At 73.7% G+C, this 19,288-nt stretch carries 14 protein-coding genes; 3 read left to right on the top strand and 11 right to left on the bottom strand.

What is annotated here, in order from left to right; all coding sequences use genetic code 11:
- Window positions 1-69: 69 nt before the first annotated feature.
- Window positions 70-1,350 carry a hypothetical protein gene (locus ACZ4WH_RS01270; RefSeq protein ID WP_468175026.1) on the bottom strand — a complete coding sequence of 427 codons (1,281 nt, stop codon included), beginning with the start codon at window positions 1,348-1,350 and terminating at the stop codon, window positions 70-72.
- 208 nt (window positions 1,351-1,558) lie between these two features.
- Window positions 1,559-2,353, bottom strand: a complete 795-nt coding sequence (locus ACZ4WH_RS01265) for a class II aldolase/adducin family protein (RefSeq protein ID WP_468175023.1) — start codon at window positions 2,351-2,353, stop codon at window positions 1,559-1,561.
- 140 nt (window positions 2,354-2,493) lie between these two features.
- Between ACZ4WH_RS01265 and ACZ4WH_RS01260 the strand changes: the two genes are divergently transcribed.
- Window positions 2,494-2,961 carry a pyridoxamine 5'-phosphate oxidase family protein gene (locus ACZ4WH_RS01260; RefSeq protein WP_468175020.1) on the top strand — a complete coding sequence of 156 codons (468 nt, stop codon included), beginning with the start codon at window positions 2,494-2,496 and terminating at the stop codon, window positions 2,959-2,961.
- 3 nt (window positions 2,962-2,964) lie between these two features.
- Here ACZ4WH_RS01260 and guaA read toward each other — a convergent pair whose 3' ends face one another.
- Window positions 2,965-4,545: a glutamine-hydrolyzing GMP synthase gene (gene guaA / locus ACZ4WH_RS01255; RefSeq protein WP_468175017.1), complete on the bottom strand. Its 1,581-nt coding sequence runs from the start codon at window positions 4,543-4,545 to the stop codon at window positions 2,965-2,967.
- 277 nt (window positions 4,546-4,822) lie between these two features.
- Here guaA and ACZ4WH_RS01250 point away from each other — a divergent pair, with 277 nt between their 5' ends.
- Complete coding sequence (locus ACZ4WH_RS01250; protein WP_468175014.1) at window positions 4,823-5,104, top strand: chorismate mutase; 282 nt, start codon at window positions 4,823-4,825, stop codon at window positions 5,102-5,104.
- A 577-nt stretch (window positions 5,105-5,681) separates the two neighbouring features.
- On the opposite strand, the gene ACZ4WH_RS01245 is transcribed toward ACZ4WH_RS01250, so the two are convergent.
- From ACZ4WH_RS01245 to ACZ4WH_RS01230, 4 genes are all read right to left on the bottom strand, one after another.
- Window positions 5,682-7,460 carry a GMC family oxidoreductase N-terminal domain-containing protein gene (locus ACZ4WH_RS01245; RefSeq protein ID WP_468175011.1) on the bottom strand — a complete coding sequence of 593 codons (1,779 nt, stop codon included), beginning with the start codon at window positions 7,458-7,460 and terminating at the stop codon, window positions 5,682-5,684.
- A gap of 73 nt (window positions 7,461-7,533) precedes the next feature.
- On the bottom strand, window positions 7,534-9,147 hold the full coding sequence (locus ACZ4WH_RS01240; RefSeq protein WP_468175008.1) for a succinic semialdehyde dehydrogenase: 1,614 nt from the start codon (window positions 9,145-9,147) through the stop codon (window positions 7,534-7,536).
- A gap of 133 nt (window positions 9,148-9,280) precedes the next feature.
- Entirely contained in the window at window positions 9,281-10,189 is a 909-nt protein-coding gene (locus ACZ4WH_RS01235) for a serine/threonine-protein kinase (protein WP_468175005.1), read from the bottom strand.
- Window positions 10,190-10,256: 67 nt separating this feature from the next.
- Entirely contained in the window at window positions 10,257-11,159 is a 903-nt protein-coding gene (locus tag ACZ4WH_RS01230; protein ID WP_468175002.1) for an MBL fold metallo-hydrolase, read from the bottom strand.
- Window positions 11,160-11,230: 71 nt separating this feature from the next.
- Between ACZ4WH_RS01230 and ACZ4WH_RS01225 the strand changes: the two genes are divergently transcribed.
- Entirely contained in the window at window positions 11,231-12,142 is a 912-nt protein-coding gene (locus ACZ4WH_RS01225; protein WP_468174999.1) for an AraC family transcriptional regulator, read from the top strand.
- On the opposite strand, the gene ACZ4WH_RS01220 is transcribed toward ACZ4WH_RS01225, so the two are convergent.
- The 4 genes from ACZ4WH_RS01220 to ACZ4WH_RS01205 form a co-directional block, all read right to left on the bottom strand.
- Window positions 12,129-12,428, bottom strand: a complete 300-nt coding sequence (locus tag ACZ4WH_RS01220; protein ID WP_468174996.1) for a hypothetical protein — start codon at window positions 12,426-12,428, stop codon at window positions 12,129-12,131. The two genes, ACZ4WH_RS01225 and ACZ4WH_RS01220, sit on opposite strands and share 14 nt — an antisense overlap.
- Window positions 12,429-12,531: 103 nt before the next feature.
- The gene (locus tag ACZ4WH_RS01215) at window positions 12,532-14,286 is read right to left on the bottom strand and encodes a protein kinase domain-containing protein (RefSeq protein WP_468174993.1); all 1,755 of its coding nucleotides are present in this window, start codon (window positions 14,284-14,286) and stop codon (window positions 12,532-12,534) included.
- Window positions 14,287-14,392: 106 nt separating this feature from the next.
- A complete protein-coding gene (locus ACZ4WH_RS01210) occupies window positions 14,393-16,255 on the bottom strand; it encodes a serine/threonine-protein kinase (RefSeq protein ID WP_468175543.1) in 1,863 nt (620 codons plus the stop codon).
- Between the two features lie 162 nt (window positions 16,256-16,417).
- Window positions 16,418-19,282: a protein kinase gene (locus ACZ4WH_RS01205; protein ID WP_468174990.1), complete on the bottom strand. Its 2,865-nt coding sequence runs from the start codon at window positions 19,280-19,282 to the stop codon at window positions 16,418-16,420.
- Window positions 19,283-19,288: the final 6 nt, after the last annotated feature.

Raw genomic sequence — 19,288 nt, 5'->3', positions numbered from 1 at the left:
CGGCAACTGTAGTCAGGATCACGGCAGGAGCTGGGCGAAACCACGAAAAACCGTCCCGGGACGGGTCGTTCACTCCGTCACCTGGACGATGCACCGGTTGGTCGCCACTCCGGCCGCGGTCACCACCTGCACCTCCACCGCGCCGGGCTCCACCTCGGCCGGTACGGGCACGGTCAGGGCGTTGTCCGTGGGGTTGCGGAAGCCGCCCGTGACCGGGACCAGGGGGACGTGGACGTCGACCGCGCCGATGCGGACGACCACGCGGGAGAGCCGGTCGGCACTCTGGGCGCCGGGCGGGACGAAGCCGCTGCCGCGGATCTCGATGTCGTCGCCGGTGCGGATCGGGCCGTCGAGGTCGCCGGGTTCGCGGGCGCGGACCACCGAGAGGATCACCGGCCGGCCGCCCTCGGCGTACTTGCCGGCCAGGTAGGTCGCCGCCGAGATCAGCACGATCACGCCCAGGCCCCAGGGCAGGTCGGGCAGCTGGTCGGGGCGGCGGGCCAGCCGTACGGCGGCGAACAGCAGGGCGACGGCGCTGATGGCGACGTACTGGATGTCGGCGAAGGCGCCCCGGCCGGAGTCGTCGGTGAGCAGGTCGGCGGCGCGCGGGCGGTGGGCGGGCACCTTCTGGAGCCGTTGGGCGAGGATGCGCAGGCCCACCACCCGGCGGACCAGGACGGCGACTCCGCACACCACGGCGAGGACGGTCACCACGCCGGCGCCGCGCGCCAGGTCGAGGCCGGAGAGCAGCGCGTCGCGTTCGGCGTGGTCGGAGGCGGCGGCCAGGCGGGCGGCCAGCAGCAGGACGGCGTACCCGACGAACAGGACCCAGCAGGCGGCGACGGTACGGGAGGTGGAGACGCGGTTGTCCTCGCCGATCACCGGTGCGAGCGCTCCGCCGCGCGCCCGGTGGAAGAAGCAGGCGGCGGTGAGCGCGGCGGCGACGACGAGCGCGGCGAGCAGGGCCGCGGTGCGGGCGCCGGTCCAGCCCGCGCCGATCGCGGTGAGTGCCTCGGCGAGCAGCAGCGCGGTGACCGCGCCCCACACCGCGTACACCGTCCGCAGCCACAGCCGGGCGAGCCGGGCAGCGCCGTCGGCCCGGCCCTGTTCGGCGACGGCCTCGGCCCGCTGGGTCAGTTCCTCGGAGACCCACTGGCGGGACGCGGAGGCCGAGTGCGCCACGGCCGACGGCAGTCCCCGGCCGGCGGCGAACTCGTCGCGCCGGCGCAGGAACGCGGCGACGGCCCGCCGGTGTCCCTCACGGGCCCCGTGCGGGCAGTCCCCGCAGGTGCAGCCGCCCTCGTGGACGCCGTCGGCATCCGTGTGCCCTCTCGCCTCCTGCACCGCCACGCCCGCCGCCCGCCTTCCCCACGACCTGCCGTTGTGGCCGCCGGCACCCGCGGTGCGCACGACGGCCGGGCAACTCCCCTGTGATGACAGCGAATTGTGCCCTACGTCGAGCCCTTCGGGGTGGCCGGGCCGGGTCACCGGGGGTGAAGCCGCAACCGCCGTGTTGACCCGGCGGCGGATCGTCCCCGGACCGCACCGTTCAGGTACGTCAACTGAGCAGGTCCGGTTCGCTGCGGCTGATGTCCTGCCACAGGGGCTGGTAGTTGATCCAGGCCACGAGGTCGCCGCCGAGCTGTTCGCGGGTGGCGACGGCGAGCTTGTGGTCGATGAGCACCGGCCGGCCCGCCGCCCTGGCCAGCAGCTGCACCTGGCAGGAGCGGTCCAGGGACACGAACCACCAGGCGGCCGCGTCCACCGAGTCGCCGACGGTGAGCAGCCCGTGGTTGCGCAGCACGAGGGCCTTGCGGGAGCCCAGCGCGGTGGCGATCCGGCGGCCCTCCTCCGCGTCCACGGCGACGCCGGTGTAGGCGTCGTACAGGGCGAGGTCCTCGTAGAAGGCGCAGCTCTCCTGGGTGATGGGGTCGATGAGGTCGCCGAGGGCGGCGAGGGCGCGGCCGTGCACGGAGTGGCAGTGGGCGACGGCGACGACGTCGGGGCGGGCGGCGTGCACCTGGGCGTGCACGGTGAACGCGGCCTGGTTGACGTGGTAGCGGCCCTCGACGACCTGCCCGTCCTGGTTGACGAGGACGAGATCGCCGACGGTGACGTGCCTGAACGGCATCCCGAAGGGGTTGACCCAGAAGCAGTCGGTGAACTCCGGGTCCCGGGCCGTGATGTGTCCCGACACGCCGTCCTCGAACCCCGCCCGCCCGAAGATCCGCAGGGCGCCCGCGAGCCGCTCCTTGCGGTGCCGGCGTTCGTCCTCGACCGAGTCGTGCATCGGCGGCATGGCGAAGCGCAGCTGGTCGGTGGGCAGCGGCAGGGGCGGGGTGGGCCCGTGCATAGATCCTCCCGTACGGGGATTGCGGTACGGGCCGGAAGGTACCGCCGAGCGGCGTAAAAGGGCAGAGCCGTGCTGTAAAGATGCCGTGCGCCGCGCATACCCGACAGAAGATGTCGGGATTGCCGGTGAGACTGGCCCGTATGAACTGGGCAGCCTTCAGCACCGCCGAACCCGCACTGGCGAACATCACCGAGAAGCGCTTCGGCGCCTACCGGCACCATGTCCTCGCGACCCTCCGCAGGGACGGCTCACCCCGGACGTCCGGGATCGAGGTCCGTTTCCTGGGCGGGGAGCTGTGGCTCGGGATGATGCCGGACTCCCGTAAGGCCCTCGACCTGCGCCGCGACCCGCGCTTCACCCTCCAGGCCAACCCCGGCGAGGGAACGGACATGGGCGGCGGCGACATCCGGATCGGCGGGCGGGCGTACGAGGTCGAGGAGGGGACGGCCAGGGCCGCGTACGTGAAAGAGGTGGAACCGCCGCAGCCGTTCCACCTCTTCCGCACCGAGCTGACGGAGGTCGTACGGACCTACGTCGAGGACGACACGTATCTGGTCACCCAGGTCTGGAAGCCCGGTGAGCCCCTGCGCACGCTCAAGCGCGCCTAGGGCCTACTCCCACTCGATCGTCCCCGGCGGCTTGGAGGTCACGTCGAGCACGACCCGGTTGACGTCCCGGACCTCGTTGGTGATCCGCGTGGAGATGCGGGCGAGGACGTCGTACGGCAGCCGGGACCAGTCGGCGGTCATGGCGTCCTCGGAGGAGACCGGGCGCAGCACGATCGGGTGGCCGTAGGTGCGGCCGTCGCCCTGGACGCCCACGCTGCGGACGTCGGCGAGCAGGACCACCGGGCACTGCCAGATGTCGCGGTCCAGGCCGGCCGCGGTCAGCTCCTCGCGGGCGATGGCGTCGGCCTCGCGCAGCAGGTCCAGGCGCTCCTTGGTGACCTCGCCGACGATCCGGATGCCCAGACCGGGGCCGGGGAAGGGCTGGCGCTGGACGATCTCGTCCGGCAGGCCCAGCTCCTGGCCGACCATGCGGACCTCGTCCTTGAACAGCTTGCGCAGCGGCTCGATCAGCTTGAACTCGAGGTCCTCGGGCAGGCCGCCGACGTTGTGGTGCGACTTGATGTTCGCGGTGCCGGTGCCGCCGCCGGACTCGACCACGTCCGGGTAGAGGGTGCCCTGGACCAGGAACTCCACGGCCGGGCCCTCGTCGGCGATGATCTCGGCCTGCGCCTGCTCGAAGACGCGGATGAACTCGCGGCCGATGATCTTCCGCTTCTCCTCGGGGTCGCTGACCCCCTTGAGCGCCGTGAGGAAGCGCTCCTCGGCGTCGACGACCTTCAGCTGGACGCCGGTGGCCGCGACGAAGTCCTTCTCGACCTGCTCGGTCTCGCCCTTGCGCATCAGGCCGTGGTCGACGTACACGCAGGTCAGCTGGGAGCCGATGGCCTTCTGGACGAGGGCGGCGGCGACGGCGGAGTCCACGCCGCCGGACAGGCCGCAGATCGCGCGCTTGTCACCGACCAGCTCGCGGATGGCCGCGACCTGCTCCTCGATCACGTTGCCGGTGGTCCAGTTCGGCTCCAGGCCGGCACCGCGGTACAGGAAGTGCTCCAGCACCTGCTGGCCGTGCGTGGAGTGCATGACCTCGGGGTGGTACTGGACGCCGTAGAGCTTCTTCTCGTCGTTCTCGAACGCGGCGACCGGGACGACGTCCGTGGACGCGGTGACCGTGAAGCCCTCGGGGGCGGCGGAGCAGGCGTCGCCGTGCGACATCCACACGTGCTGCTCGGCCGGGGTGCCCTCGAAGAGGGTGGAGGAGTTCTTGGCGACGTGCAGGTCGGTACGGCCGTACTCGCGGGCGCCGGTGTTGTCGACCGTGCCGCCGAGGGCCTGCGCCATCAGCTGGAAGCCGTAGCACATGCCGAAGACGGGGACGCCGGCCTCGAAGATCTCGCGCTCGAGGGTGGGGGCGCCCTCCTCGTACACGGACGAGGGGCCGCCGGAGAGGATGATCGCCGCGGGGTTCCTGGCGAGCATCTCGGCGACCGGCGTGGTGCTGGGCACGATCTCGCTGTAGACCCGCGCCTCGCGGACGCGTCGGGCGATGAGCTGGGCGTACTGCGCGCCGAAGTCGACGACCAGGACGGTGTCGGGGGTGGCGGCAGACTGGGTCGCTGATGACACGGGGTGCCTTCTGGTGGTCGGGCGGGGGTCTGTGCTTCCGATTCTAACGGGGTGGCCGGAGGACCTCCGAGGGAAGCCACCGTGGCATACTGACAGCATGCGCAAGCACTCGACCTTCGTCTTTACCTATGGCATCCGGCCCGCCGGCTGCCATGGTCGTGCTGCTTGAGCTGACGCCAAGCGACTTCCCAGGCGCCCCGGGCCGACAAGGCCCGGGGCGCCTGTCGTTTTCCGGGCCGTGTCGTTGCGGGGCACTCATCCCACCGAGGAGCCCGACATGACCACCACCGCACCGGACACCGCGGCGGACGCCACACCGGACGCGATCATCGCCGACGCCCGTGAGCGCATCGACGCGCTCGACGACCGGATCATCGGTCTCGTGCAGGAGCGGATGGCCGTCTCCGCCGTCGTCCAGCAGACCCGTATCGCCTCCGGCGGGCGGCGGGTGCACCTGTCCCGCGAGATGGAGATCCTCGCCCGTTACCGGGACGCCCTCGGCAGGCCCGGGACCGCCCTCGCCATGACCCTGCTGGAGCTGAGCCGGGGTCGTATCTGAGTTCGGTCCCGGTCTCACCCGTACGGCGCGTGACCGGCCCGCGCACCACTTCGTTGAGGGGGTGTCCGTGCCAGCCAGGGGCGGGCCCGAAAGAACCACGCGTGGCTCGCTGGAGCGATGAGGCGTACGGGTCGTGCCGTACTCCGTGGGACCTCGCTCCAGAAAGTGACCGGACGGCAGGGGACAGCAGCCCGGTCACCCAAGAGAACGGCCGGCTCCGGGGACGCCCGGGGCCGGCCGGCGGAAAACCGACAACTACAGACAGGTCACAGGGCACAGGAACAAGCGGCGCACCCCCCCCCGGCGCCGTGCCCCGGCACCGACGCCGCCCTGACGCCGGTGCTGACCGGAAGAAGGGCCCCGCGGCCTCTCCGTCCCGCGGGGCTCTTCGTCACGCCCGCCCCACTATGTGACTCAGCTCACACAGGAATCCCGCGTCTCCGGAGCAACCCTTCACGCTTTTCGCTGATCAAACCAGCGGATCAAGAAAACGGTGAGAGGGACCTGCCTTCGGAGGGGGATGCAGGTCCCTCTTTGCCATGGCCGACCCGATGGGCGCCGTCCCGGTCACCCCTTCTCACTTCTTCGGCGGTACCGCCGGCATCCCCAGGAACGGCAGCCGCAGCGCGCCGAACGCGTCCGCCGGGACCGCCGGGGCCTGCGGCTCCACCGGCTTCAGCCGCTCGTACGCCGCTCCGGGCGCCGGCCGCGGGTCCTCCTCCCCCTTGTTCGGCCAGAACGACATCGCCCGCTCGGCCTGCGCGGTGATCGTCAGCGACGGGTTCACGCCCAGGTTCGCCGAGACCGCCGCTCCGTCCACGACCGAGATGCCGGGGTGGCCGTAGAGCCGGTGGTACGGGTCGATCACGCCCGTTTCCGGGGAGTCGCCGATGGGGCAGCCGCCGAGGAAGTGCGCGGTGAGCGGGGTGCCCATCAGCTCGCCGACGTTGCTGCCGGCGAAGCCGTTGATCTCGGCGGCGAGCGCGGAGGCGGCCTCGGTCGCCGCCCTGATCTGCTTGGGGTTCGGCGCGCCGTGCCCCTGCCGGGCGGTGAGCAGGCCCTTGCCGACGCCGCCGGGCTTCAGATACGTGGTCAGCGAGTTGTCCAGGGACTGCATGACCAGGCCGATGATGGTCCGCTCCGACCAGCGCCGGTTGGACAGCGAACGGGCGACCAGCAGCGGGTGCCGGGCCGCGTTCGCCAGCCAGGCGAGCACCCGCGAGGAGCCCTCCGCGTACGGCACCTGGAGGATCGACAGGCCGCCCATCGAGTTGGAGCCCTTGCCGTAGCGGACCGGCTCGATGTGGGTGTTCTCGTCGGGGTGGATCGAGGACGTGATGGCGACACCCTGTGTGAAGTCGGCCCGCGGCGCGCCGGTCGCCCTGCGGTAGCGGCGGTTGTCGGTCTGCGCGCCGACCAGGGCCTCGGAGTTGGTGCGGGTCAGGTCGCCGAGCCGGGCGGACAGATACGGCAGCTGGCCGCCGGCCTTCATGCGGTGCAGCAGGGTCTGCGTGCCGTAGGTGCCGGCCGCGAGGACCACCTTGCGGGCGGTGAAGATCCGGCCCTCGCCCTTCTTCTTCCGGTCCGTCGGCAGGGTCGCCACCGCGTAGCCGCCCCGCGAGTCGTCGGTGACGGACACGACCGTGGTCAGGGGGTGGACGACCGCGCCGGCCTTCTCGGCGAGGTACAGGTAGTTCTCGTTGAGGGTGTTCTTGGCGCCGTGCCGGCAGCCGGTCATGCACTCGCCGCACTCGGTGCAGGCCTTCCGGTCGGGGCCGGCCCCACCGAAGTACGGGTCGTTCACCTGCTCGCCGGGCCGGGCCTTCGTCCTGCCGTCGGCGTCCTCGCCGTCACCGAAGAACACGCCGACCGGGGCGAGATGGAAGGTGTCGCCGACGCCCATCCGCTCGGCCGCCGCCTTCAGGTGGACGTCGGAGGGGGTCATGGTGGGGTTGAGCCGCACGCCGAGCATGCGCCGGGCCTGGTCGTAGTACGGCTTCAGCTCCTCCTGCCAGTCGGTGATGTGCCGCCACTGGGGGTCCTCGAAGAAGGGCTTCGGCGGTACGTAGAGGGTGTTGGCGTAGTTGAGGGAGCCGCCGCCCACACCCGCCCCGGCCAGCACCATCACGTTGCCCAGCAGGTGGATGCGCTGGATGCCGAACATGCCGAGTCTCGGGGCCCAGAGGTAGTTCTTCAGGTCCCAGGAGTTCTTCGGGAGGGTGGCGCGGGTGAAGCGGCGTCCGGCCTCCAGCACCCCGACCCTGTATCCCTTCTCGGTGAGCCGAAGGGCGGACACCGAGCCGCCGAAGCCGGAGCCGACGATCAGGACGTCGTAGTCGTAGGCGTCTTGCGGCACGTGTACTCCTCGTTGAGTTTCGGCTGCGGGTCGTCCGTGGCTGGTCGCGCGGTTCCCCGCGCCCCTGGGTCGGTCAGCGGAACCGGAAGGCCTTCATCAGCTTCAGGCTCGTGCTCATGAAGCGGGCGTAGGACTCGTCGTCCATCCCCAGCGAAGGCGCCATCGGCAGCAGCCGCTGCTGCGCCACCGTCTGGGCCTCCGTGTACTTGAGGATGCCCTCGGAGCCGTGGCGGCGGCCCAGGCCGGAGTCCTTCATGCCGCCCATCGGGGACTGGACGCTGCCGTAGGCCGGGGCGTAGCCCTCGTTGACGTTGACCGTGCCGGTGCGCAGGCGGGCGGCGACGTCCCGGCCACGGCGGGCGTTCGCCGTCCACACGGAGGAGTTCAGCCCGTACGGCGTGGCGTTGGCGCGTTCGACGGCCTCGTCGTCGCTCTTGAAGCGGTAGATCGACACGACCGGGCCGAAGGTCTCCTCCTCGCACACGGACATGGAGGTCTCGACGCCGTCGAGGATGGTCGGCTCGAAGAAGTAGGGGCCGATGTCGGGGCGGGCCACCCCGCCCGCGATCACCTTGGCGCCCTTGGCGACGGCCTCCTCCACATGCCGCCGCACGGTCTTCAGCTGGCGTTCGCCGACCAGCGAGCCCATGTCGGCGCCGTAGGCGAGGGAGTTGCCGAGCCTCATGGCCTTGGTGCGGGCGGCGAACCGCTCCAGGAAGGCGTCGGCGACCGACTCGTGGACGTACAGCCGCTCGATGGAGATGCACAGCTGACCGGCGGAGGAGAAGCAGGCGCGTACGGCTCCGGCGGCGGCCTTCTCGATGTCGGCGTCCTCCAGCACCAGCATGGCGTTCTTGCCGCCGAGTTCGAGGGAGACGCCGACCAGCCGGGAGGCGGCGCCGACGGCGACCTCGCGGCCGGTGCGGGTGGAGCCGGTGAAGGAGACGTAGTCGGCGTGCTTGACCAGCTCCGGGCCGACGACCGGGCCCTCGCCGAGGACGACCTGGAAGACGCCCTCGGGCAGCCCGGCCTCGATGAGCAGGTCACGGGCCCACAGCGCGGTGAGGCAGGTCTCCGTGTCCGGCTTCATCACGACGGCGTTGCCGGCGGCGAAGGCGGGCAGGGCGTCGCCGACGGACAGCTCCAGCGGGTAGTTCCAGGGGGCGATCTGGCCCACCACTCCGCGCGGGTGGCGCAGTTCGGTGACCTTCGTCAGCGTCGGCATGGCGCCCGCGTGCCGCTTGGGCTTCAGATACGCGGCGGCCCGGCGGCCGTAGTGGCGGGCCGCGACGGCGACGGCCTGCACCTCCTCGTGCGCGTGCAGGCGGGCCTTGCCGGTCTCCAGCTGGATCAGGTCGAGGACTTCGGCCTGCCGCTCCAGCACCAGGTCGTGGAAGCGGAGCAGGACGGCGGCGCGCTGCCGTACCGGGGTCTTCGCCCACACGGCCTGGGCGGCGCGGGCCGCCTCGAAGGCCTTGGCGACGTCCTCCGGGGCGGACTCGGGCAGGTCGGCCAGTTTCTCGCCGGTGAACGGGGTGTGGTTCGCGGTGCGGCCGGAGCCGACGACACCCTTGGTGAGCTGGGCCACCAACTCCGGGGTGACCACGTCGGCGGCGGTGCGGGCGCCTTCGGGGGCGGGCGCGAGCGGGTTGGTACCGGCGTTGTCCGGGGCCTGCGTGTCCGTCATGACGCGCAGGGTATGCCGCGGCGGAGGCTTTGTGTACCCGTCGGTAACGGGGATTCACGGAGTGCTCACACACTGCCAGTGATCACTGGCAGTGAATGCGCTGATCAGGGCGTTGGGGCGGAGCACCGGACGATCAGTCGACCTCGGTTTTTCTGGCGAGGAGGAGACCGAGGGCGGTGAGGGGGGTGCGGCGGGGCGCCGGCGCGGGCTCGGGTGAGGAGGCGGGCGCGGGGGCCGGTGCCGGCTCGGGTGCCGGGCCGGCGGCCGGCGGGCGGGGTTCCCGCGCCGGTTCCGGTACGGCGGTGAGCCCCAGGTGGGCGCGGAGTGCGGCCTCGACCTCCGCCGCGTCCGGCCGCGCCGCCGGCTCGTCGGCATGCAGCCGGTCCAGCAGCGGGTCCAGCGGGCCGGGCTCCGCGTCGCCCAGGGTGGCGCGCAGCAGCGCGCCCAGGGACCACAGGTCGGAGGCCGGGCCGGCGCCGGGCCCCGCCGCCCGCTCGGGAGCGACGAAGCCCTCGGGCGCGTCCTCCGCGTGCCCGTCGCCGATGCCGAAGTCGGTGAGGACGACCCGCCCGGTGCCGGACTCCAGCAGCACGTTGGCCGGTTTGATGTCCCGGTGCACGATCCCGACGGCGTGGGCGGCGCGCAGCGCGCCGAGCACGGCGAGCCCGATGCGCGCGGCCTCTTCGGCGGGGAGCGGGCCACGGCGCAGCACCTCGCGCAGGGACTCGCCGGCCACCAGCTCCATGACGATCCAGGGGATGCCGTCCTCGGTGACGACGTCGTACACGGTCACGGCCGAGGGGTGCCGCACCCGGGTGGCGGCCCGGGCCTCGTGGTGGAGCCGGTGCGCGATGCGCCGGCTGTCCTCGTCGGTCTCCGGATCGCCGGGCAGCAGGGGCTCCTTGACGGCGACCAGCGCCTCCCCCTGTTCGTCCCGGGCGCGCCACACGGTCCCGGACGGCCCGGAGCCGAGGCGTCCGGCCAGCCGGTAGCGACCGCCGATCAGACGTGCGTCGGGCGGGTGTTCGCCGTCTTCGGTCATGTCACATGAGTACCGTGCGCACCACGCCGTTGTCGAAGCGGGAGGCGGGAAACGGGGGCGCGGCCGGTCACGCGGCCCAGCGGTGCAGGCTGAAGCCCCGTCCGGTCTCCCTCACTTCCACCGCCCCGGCCCCGCCGAAGTGCGCCGGCACCACCAACGCCCTCTCGGCCGCCGCCCGTTCCAGTACCCGCCGCCGGGTCCGCGCCGCCTGCCCCGGGTCGAGGCAGAAGCAGCTGCTGCACTCGGGCCGCAGGATCTGCACCGGGCTGTGCAGCAGGTCGCCGACGAACACCGCCCGTTCGCCGCGCGACTCGACCCGCAGAACGGAGGAACCCGGCGTGTGCCCGGGGGCGGCCTCCAGCACCAGGTGCTCGTCGATCCGGTACGTGTCCTCCCACACCACCGCCTGCCCGGCCCGGTGCACGGGCGCGACACTGTCCTCGTAGACCAGCCGGTCCACGGGCCGCGCGCCGCCCGCGTAGCCGCCCGCCGGGCCGAAGTGGCGGTCGTCGGCGGCCGGGAGGAGATAACGGGCGCCCGGAAAGGACGGCACCCACTCGCCGCCCGCGTCCACGGTGTTCCAGCCGACGTGGTCGGCGTGCAGATGCGTGTTGATCACGACGTCGACGTCGCCCGGCCGGACGCCCGCCCGCTCCAGCCGGCCCGGGAAGTCACCCTGCCGCCGGTGGAAGAGCGGATTGCCGGGGCGTTCCCGGCCGTTGCCGACCCCGGTGTCGACCAGCACGGTCCGTCCGCCGGTACGCAGCACCCAGGTCTGGAGCGTCACCACGGCCCGGTCCCCGCCCGCCTCCCGGTGATCGGGGACGAGCTGCGCCGCATGGTCCCGCCACACCTCCGGCCCGCACCCCGGCACCAGGTCGGCGGCGGGCACGTACGGCCCCTGCCACTCGACGATGCGGAGCACCTCGACGTCTCCGATCAGGAAACCCTGTACGCGGTCATCGGTCATACCGAGGACCCTAGGAGCCCGCGATGAGCATTCCAATGCGTGATCGACGCATACGGATACGCTGTCGTCTCATGGATGTGGTCAGCGATGCGATCGCGACGGTACGGGTGGGCAGCCCCTCCTCCAGCCGGCTGCGGGTGGCCGGCGCCTGGTGCGTCCGGCTGGCGCCGTACGAGGGCGCGGGCTTCCACGTCGTCCTGAGCGGCTCCTGCCTGCTCCTGCCGGACGGGGGCGGCGCGCCGGTCGCCCTGGGCCCGGGGGACGTGGTGCTGCTGCCGCACGGCGCCGGGCACGTGCTGGCACACGCGGCGGCCGAGCCGGCGGAGGTACGGCGGGCGGTGCCCTTCGAGGAGCTGCGCGACACGGACGTACGGCGTACCGGGCCCGGCCCCGAGGTGGAGCTGCTGTGCGGCAAGTACCGTCTCGACCGCAGCCGTACCCACCCGCTGATGGCGGAGCTGCCGCAGGTGGCGCATCTGCCCCACCGGATGGGCGGGCACCCGGAACTGCGCGCGGCCGTCGACCTGTTGGCGCGCGAGCTGGCGGAACGCCGCCCGGGCGGCTGCCTGGCCCTGCCCAGCCTGCTGGACCTGCTCCTGGTCTACCTGGTCCGGGCGTGGATGGCCGGGGCGGAGACGGGCGCGTGGCCTGCGGTGCTGAACGATCCGGTCACGACGGCCGCCCTGCGCGCCCTGCACTCCGATCCGGCGGCCCCCTGGACTGCCGACCGGCTGGCCGCCGAGGCGGGCGTCTCCCGGGCCACCCTGGCGCGCCGCTTCACCGCGCTGGTCGGCCGGCCGCCGATGGCGTACCTCACCTGGTGGCGGCTGACCCTGGCGGCGACCCGGCTGCGCGAGACGGACGCGCCGCTCGCGACGGTGGCACGGGAGACGGGGTACGGCAGCCCGTACGCCCTCTCGCACGCGTTCAGCCGGGAGTTCGGGATCACACCGGGCAGGTACCGGGGGCTCAGGGCTTCCTGATCTCCAGGTTGGCGATCGCCGCCTTCGCCACCTCCCGGCCCCGGGCGGTGAAGTCGCCCTTGGCCGGATAGCCGACGGCCAGTTCGTACATGTCCCCGTACGTGCTGCGGTAGTAGAAGATCCGCAGTTCGCGGGGGCGTCTGTACTGGTCGACGCCCGGATAGGTGACGGTGTTCCGGGCGGCCTGCCGGCCGCGGTAGGTGGCCTCCGCGTCCGGGACCGTCTTCGTGGCCTCGTTCATGCCCAGGCTGTAGTCGCCCTGGGTCTTGAACTTCTCGTTGAACAAAGCTCGTCGTGTCGTCGGCCGCGCGGCCGGTTCCCCCGTCACTGCTCATGCCGTCATCCCTACCGCGCCCCCACCGCCCGCAGCCACCGGGAGGGCGAACCGGTCACACACCCGTGACCGAGAACGTGTCGACCGCCACGTCGAAGTACTCCCGCGCCTCCCGCACCTTCCCGACCGGCGCCGACACCCACACGTCGTACAGCCGGCCGTTCTCCTCCCAGCACAGGTCGTAGGTGTGGCGCGGGCCCTCCGCCGCGCTGAAGCCGTCCCAGGTGAACTCCCAGAGCGCGGCCGGGTGTCCGTGGTGCGTGGTCCGGACGACCCGGCCGTCGTGGTAGCCGGGGTTGGTGGAGGGGCCGTCGGCGGCGGCGCGGTTCATCGCCCCCTCGGGGCCGCCCGGCTGGGACGCGCCGACCCGGATGCCCAGGCGGAAGGTCTCGCCCGGCGACAGGTAGAAGACGCGCCTGCCCTGCGGGCTGCGGGTGAAGTCCTCCGGTACGGCGAGGGAGAAGCCGGCCGGGTCCCGGGCCGTGCGGTAACCGGAGGGCGCGGTGCGCGAGTCGGCGCCGCGGGTGGGCGAGGGGGTGAGGGTCGGTGCCGGCCCGGTCCCGGTCGGCGACGGGGGGACGGCCGTACCCCCCGTGCCGGTCCCGGTCGGTGACGGGGACACCGCCGTGCCTCCCGTGCCGGTCCCGGTCGCCGGGCTCGTCGCCGTACCGCCCGGGGTGCCGCCGTCCCCGTCCCCGCTCCCGTGCAGCAGCAGCGCCGCGGCCGACACGCCGGCCCCGGCCAGCGCGGCGACGAGCAGCGCCGCGACCAGGAGGCCGCGTGGGGACGAGCGCGCCGGGGGCGGTTCGAGCGGCGGGCGGACCGAGGTGGCCGGCAGCGGTCCGCCGTGGGGCAGGTCCCGCTGCGTCGGCGTGTACGGCGCCGGGGACTTCTGCGTGAGGCTCTCGCCGATCCGGTGGATGAGGCCGCCGCCGTGCGCTCCCGCGGGGCCCGGGTCGCCCGGCGCGGCCGGCGTCCGGCCCGTCTCCAGATACGTCCACAGCATCCGCTCGGCGTCCGCCGCGCCCAGCCGCCGGTCCGGGTCGCGCTCCAGCAGGCCCAGGACGACGGGCAGCAGCGGCTCGGCCTCGGCCGGCGGGCGGATGTCGTCGGAGACGACGGCGTGCAGGATGCCGCCGAGCGAGTCGCGCCGGAACGGCGACTCGCCGCTGAGCACCGTGCACAGCAGCGCGCCCAGCGACCACAGATCGGACTCCGGCCCGGTGCGCAGCCCGGACATCCGCTCCGGCGCGGTGTACTCGGGCGAGCCGACGAAGGCACCGGTCTCGGTGAGCGTGGTGGCGCCCTCGACCTGCGCGATACCGAAGTCGGTGAGGACGACCCGGTCCGTGCCGGACTCGATCAGCACGTTCGCGGGCTTGATGTCCCGGTGCAGCACCCCCGCCTCGTGCGCGGTGCGCACCGCGCTCAGCAGGGCGATGCCGATCCGCGCGGCCTCGACCGCGTCGACCGGTCCGTCCCGGTCGATACGGTCGGCGAGCGAGCCGCCGTCGATCAACTCCATGACGAGGTAAGGCCGTTCGTCCTGCTCCACCACGTCGTGCACGACGATGATGTGCGGGTGCCGTAACTGGCAGACCGCGCGCGCCTCACGGAACGTGCGGTCACGGCGGCGGCGCGCGTCGTCGTCCGGGAGCGCGTCGTCGGGCAGAAGCTCCTTGACCGCCACCTGACGGCCCAGCACCTGGTCGCTCGCCCGCCACACGACGCCCATGCCGCCGCGCCCGATGCGTTCCTCCAGGCGGTAACGGCCCGCGATCAGCCGAAAGCCGGCTCCCTCGGTCCCCATGCGCCCATCATGCCGCACGGGGCCCGTGCCCCCCGGGACACCGACCGGCCAAGACGCACCGGTCAGCCTGCCATTTTCGGCCGACTCGGGTACCGCTGAGGCCGGTTCAGCCCTCGTCCGGTTGCTGCCAGCCGCGCAGCACCCAGGTGAACTGCTTGCTGGTCGTCGCCCAGTCCTCGGCCGGTGAGGACATGTAGAGGGCGTACTCGGTGCCCTGGCGCGAGAAGTACGTCTCCTCGACCGCGTGGCGCGGCCCGGGGACGTACGGCGGGTCCTTCTTCAGCGCGGTCCAGGTGTACTCCCACCGGGCGCCCTCGCGGTCGCGGTAGATGTTCTCCTTCATCGTGACGCGCCGGTAGTCGACCAGCCGCTGGAGCTGCTGCTCCAGGTCCCGCTGGTGGGAGAGGGGGTCGGCGAAGTCCGGCGAGCCGTCGATGGCGACGCGGACGAAGTGCTTGCCGTTGTCGGGCGTGTAGTCGATCTGCTTGAGGTCGCCCTGGATGCCGTACACCTTGCGCTTCCAGCCCTTGGGCAGGGAGAGGCTGAAGCCGAGCGGGTCGTGGTACGTCCTCCAGCCGGCGGGGATCGCGCCGTCGGCCCCGGCCGTGTCACTGCCGGCGGGCGCCGGGCTCACATCGCCGCCGGCCCCGGGGTCCTGCCCGCCCCACTGCTGGATCGCCACCGCCCCGGCACCGCCGAGCACCGCGGCCACGGCGACGACCAGCGCGAGGGTGCGCAGCCGCCGACGGGGCCGGGCGGGCGCCGGCCCACGGACCGTGAACGCGCCGACGGAGCCCAGGTCGTACGCGGGGGCGGAGGCTCCGGATTCGTAGCCGGAGGCAGGAGATCCGGAACCGTGCGCGGCCGTCGAGCCGCCGGGGCCGTACCTCTGGCCGGAGGAGTTCGGGCCGTAACCATCGGCCGCCGCGCCCGAACCGTAGCCGGTGGCCGACGTCCCGGAGCCGTAGCCATCGCCGGACGCGCCCGAGCCATAACCCGTGGCCGACGTCCCGGAACCGTAGCCGCCGCCCGCCGTGCCGCCGCCGTGGCCGTGGCCGGGCGGGGGCGTGCCCGGGCCCGGGGCCTGGTGGCGGTCGGTGGTCGTGGGGATGCCCGAGCCCTGGGTCGGGACGAAGGCCTGGGCCGTGCGCGGTCGGCGGCCCTCCGCCGCTTCCGCGAGCATCTGCTCGGCCTCCTCCGCGCCCGGCCGCCGGGCCGGATCCTTGCGCAGGAGCGCGGCGATGACCGGGGTGAGCGGACCGGCGTGGCGCGGCTCGTCCGCCTCCTCCTCGACGACCGCCTGCATGGTGCTCAGCGGCGAGGTCCGCCGGAACGGCGAGCGCCCCTCGACCGCCGTGTACAGCGTGGCGCCGAGCGCCCACAGGTCGGAGGCCGGGCCGGGGTCGTGGCCGCGCACCCGCTCGGGGGCCAGATAGTCGACCGAGCCGACGACCTCTCCGGTGCGGGTGATGGTGGTGTCGCCCTCGATCTGGGCGATGCCGAAGTCGGTGAGCAGGACCCGGCCGTCCGCGCCGAGGAGGACGTTGCCGGGCTTGACGTCCCGGTGCAGTACCCCGGCGGAGTGCGCGGCGCGCAGCGCCCGCAGCACCCACAGCCCGATCCGCGCTGTTTCCGCCGGTTCCACGCGGCCCCGCTCCTTGACCGTGTCGGCCAGCGAGGCGCCCTCGACCAGCTCCATCACGATCCACGGGCGGCCGTCGTGTTCCAGGACGTCGTGCACGGTCACGACGGCGGAGTGGTTGATGCGCGCGGCGGCCCGGGCCTCGGCCCGGGTACGGGCGAGCAGCACGGCCCGGTCGCTGTCGGAGACGTAGAGCGCGGCGGTCAACTCCTTGACGGCGACCTTCCGGTGCAGCACCTCGTCGTGGGCGCGCCACACCCGGCCCATGCCGCCGCTGCCGATGGAGTCGGCGAGCCGGTAGCGGCCCGCTATGAGCAGGCCCTGCATCTGATTCACGTTGCCCCGCAATGCTCTTGACAGGGTCAGACTAAGGACCGGCCTGCCCCCAGGGAACCAGCGGGGTGCCAAGGAAACCGCACTGTGACGATGGTCATTTCCGCGCGAGAGAGGGAACCGCACCGGCAGTGCCCGGTGCCGGACACACGCTGCTCAACCGGTGTAGCGATACGTCGCGGTAGCCTGCTCGTACAACCGCGTCACCTCGTCCCGCTCCGCCTCCGGACCGCGCACCTGGACGACGTGATAGCGGCCGTTCAGCAACAGCGCCATGTTCCGCACGAACAGGTCCCTCCCCTGTCCGTCGGTCCAGGTGAACTGCCCCTCGGCCATGGTCCGTCCGCCCACCTCGATGGTCCGCAGCCCGGTCGCCGTGGCCCAGCTGGAGTCGCGGTACGGCTGGAGTTCGCGCTCCTTGTCCCGCTGATAGACCATCGGATCGCTGCCGTACGCGGACGTGCCGTCCCGCCCCGGTACGACGATCAGCTCGTAGTTCCCGTGCGCGTACACCACTTGGCCGCTGCCGTTCTTCGGGGTGCGCCCCCAGCCCTCGGCGACGGCGACCCGGAAGCCGTCCGGGTCCTTGCGCAGGGTGAACCCGTCGGGGACGGCCGGGTCCCCGCCCGTCTGTGTCTCGGTCGCGGGCGCGGAGGCGCCACCGCCCGGAGCGCTCTGCCCGGTGGAGGGCTGCCGGGTGTGTGACGGGGCGGGGCCGGTCTGCCCGGCGCTGCCGGTACGGTCGCCGCCCGCCGCGCCGCTCTCGCCCTGTTTCGGCATGAAGAACATCGCGTACGCGATCGCGCCGGCCAGCAGGAGCAGTATCAGCAGGAGCAGGGTCCGGCCGAGGCTGCGCGGCGAACGCGCGCCTTCCCGGGCCCGCTTGTGCCGGCCGTGCGGATGGGCCGCGGGCAGTCCGGCGCGCCGCCGGCGCACCAGCTCGCCACGGCGCCGGACGATCGGCAGCCGGCTCGGGTCGGCGGGCGGCGTGGGGACGACATGGGTGCCGGCGTCCGGCTCGGGCGCGGACCGCACCAGCGACCGCAGCCAGCCGCTCAGCTCCTCCACGTCCGGCCGCTCGGTGGGGTCCTGGCGCAGCAACGACTCCACGACCGGTCGCAGCGGCCCGCACTCCTCCGCGAAGGCGGGCGGCTCGGCGCACACCAGCTGCACCAGCTCGGCCGTGGACTCCTCCGGGTACGGCGCGTGCCCCTGCACGGCCCGGAACAGCAGCGCGCCCAGCGCCCACAGGTCGGTGGCCGGGCCGATCGGCGCCGCCAGTTGCCAGTTCTCGTGCACGGGCCCGGCCTGCTCCGGCGCCCAGCGCTCGGTCACCGGCCCCACCACGGTCATCCGCACCTGCCGCGCCCGCTCGGCGGCAAGCGCCGTCCCGGGCCCTCGCCGCACACCCCCGGGCTGATCCCAACCCCCACCGGACGGCGACGGCACGGAAAGCCCGGCGGAGACAGATCCGGGGGCAGGTCCGGGGCCGGTGCCGGATGCGGGGGCGGGCGTGAGTTCGGAGTGCGCCGTGGTGCCGCCGGTGCGGCCGGCCCCGGGCCCGGACCACGCCGGCCGACTCCGCTCACCACCTGGCGCGGACGCGTGCGTTGGGCCGTACCCCGGGCCAGGACCGTACCCCTGACCCGGCACAGACGCGTGCCCCGGCCCGTACCCCTGCCCGGTACGCGATTCCGCCGTCCCCTGCTCCGGACCGTACCCCTCGCCCGACCCCGACCCCGACGCCTGCCGCCCCGGCCCGTACCCCTGACCCGGCACGGACGCCTGCCCCGTACGCGACTCCGCCGGCGGCAGCCCCGGTCGCTGGGCATCGCTGTCCGAGGTCGGGGGCGTGCCGCTCGACCCGGGGCGGGGTGCGGCGCCGTGCCATGGGGCGCCGCGCACCCCGTAGGGGTCGGCTGTCCGGCCGGGCGGCGCCGTGGTGCCGGTGCCCTCGTCGGAGGAGTACGCCGGTGCCGCGCCGGTGTCGGTGTCGCCGTCGGCGGGGGTCCGGGCGCCGGGCAGGGCGGGGCGTCCGCCCTGCTGGGCCTCGTGCACCCGGGCGGCGGCTCGGGCGCCCGCCCGGTACGCGGCGATGGCCCCGGCCCGGGCGGCCCGGACGTCGGCGCCGCTCTCCAGCGCCGGCTGACCCGCCGCACCGGAGACGCCGTTCGCGCCCGGCGCCGGCAGCCCTCCGGCCGCCCGCGCCTGGATGGCGGCCCGCCGCGCGGCCTCGGGATCGACGTCCGCGGCCGGCCCGCCGGCCGTCCCGCCCGTACGGCCCCCGGAACCCGCGGAGACGTCGGTGACTCCCGCGCCGGGACCGAAGCCCGCGGTTCCGCCGCCGACGGAACCCGGCTCGGTGCCGAGCACCTCCCCCGGGTCCTCGTCCTGGCCCTCGGGAGCCGGCACCGGGTCGTACCCGCAGAGCGCCTCCTCCGCCGCGCCGGCCGCGAGGCCGGTCAGCATCACGCGGCCGTCGTCGCAGACCAGGACCGTGCGGACGGTGATGTTCCGGTGCACCCAGCCATGGGCGTGCAGCACCCGGAGCGCCATGAGCACGTCGGAGGCGACCTCGGCCGCCCGGTACGGCGTCAGCGGCCTCTCGGTGAGCAGGGCGGCCAGCGGACGGGCGTTCACCAGCTCGCTGACGATCCACAGGGAACCGCCCTCGGCGAACACGTCGAAGACCTGGTCCAGCCGGGGATGGTCGGGGATGCCGGCCGCCGCCTGCGCGGCCTCGACGGCGCGCCGCACGGCCGGATCGGCGGGCTGCCGAGTGGCGGTCCTGGCCTCCGGCGCCCGGCGGGACGCGCGCTCCCGTGCGGTGAACCCGTCGGGCAGCCCCTCCGCGTCGAGCACCTCGGCCTCGACCACCTCCGGCAACGGCACCTGCCGGACGAGGACTTCCTGACCGCTGTAGGTGTCGAAGGCGCGGGCCTCGGTGAGTTCGTACTCGTCGGACGGCGGCAGTGGCAGGCGGTAGCGGTCGGCGAGCACCCGACCCGCGTAGTCGTCCACTTTGCC

The sequence above is a fragment of the Streptomyces sp. NPDC029138 genome (assembly GCF_055564375.1).
Note: the sequence above shows the minus strand (reverse complement) of the source record. Positions and strands in the feature narration are given on the sequence as shown.